Here is a 667-nt window from a genome sequence, read left to right on the forward strand (position 1 = left end):
TTAACGGCACACGTTAAACTTGTTCGATCCGTCGAAAAGAAGAATGGTCGACGATTCGAAATCTGGAGCCTGACCGATTCAGACCAGCGACTCTTCTAGCATTACAGTTGTCTTTTTGATTTGACATGAGCGCGTTGAGCGGCAGCCTGATGAGCTCTGCGCCAGAAAGACCATGCGATGATGCGTGCGGGTTGAATACGCTTTCGAGCAAGTCTGATGGCAATGCGGCGGATTTCCTGGATTGACCAACGGATCAGCGGCGGCGTGGTTATGCTTTGGCTTTTGCCGGGTGGTGAGGTTTGGTTTTTTTGGGCGGTGGCGGATTAGCGCGATGTCGGATCGCGGCCATCATGGCGAAGGCGAGCATCACCAAGGACACATGACGGTGCCAGCCATGCCAGGATCTGCTCTCGTTGTGATCCAGCCCGAACTCGTTTTTCGCGGTTTCAAAGCTGTCCTCGATCGCCCATCGATGGCCTTCGACCGCGACCAACGTTTCAATTGATGTTCCCGCTGGGCACCAGGTGGTGAAGAAGGCGAGGTCATCATCGGCGATGCGACGACGGATCAGTAGACCGCGCGTCCATAAACCATCATTTGCGCTGTTGAACTGCTCGGCCTCGAGGTCGGCCAATTCGAGATAACACCAGTCATGCAGCCGCGGTCC

The 667-nt window shown here is 55.2% G+C and carries 1 protein-coding gene; it reads right to left on the reverse strand.

The window, feature by feature from the left end; all coding sequences use genetic code 11:
• Positions 1–268 precede the first annotated feature (268 nt).
• Positions 269–667: transposase (locus IVB48_RS12125; RefSeq protein ID WP_247400110.1), on the reverse strand; the 399-nt coding region annotated here is incomplete at its 5' end.

The sequence above is a fragment of the Bradyrhizobium sp. 76 genome (assembly GCF_023073025.1).
Classification (GTDB): domain Bacteria; phylum Pseudomonadota; class Alphaproteobacteria; order Rhizobiales; family Xanthobacteraceae; genus Bradyrhizobium.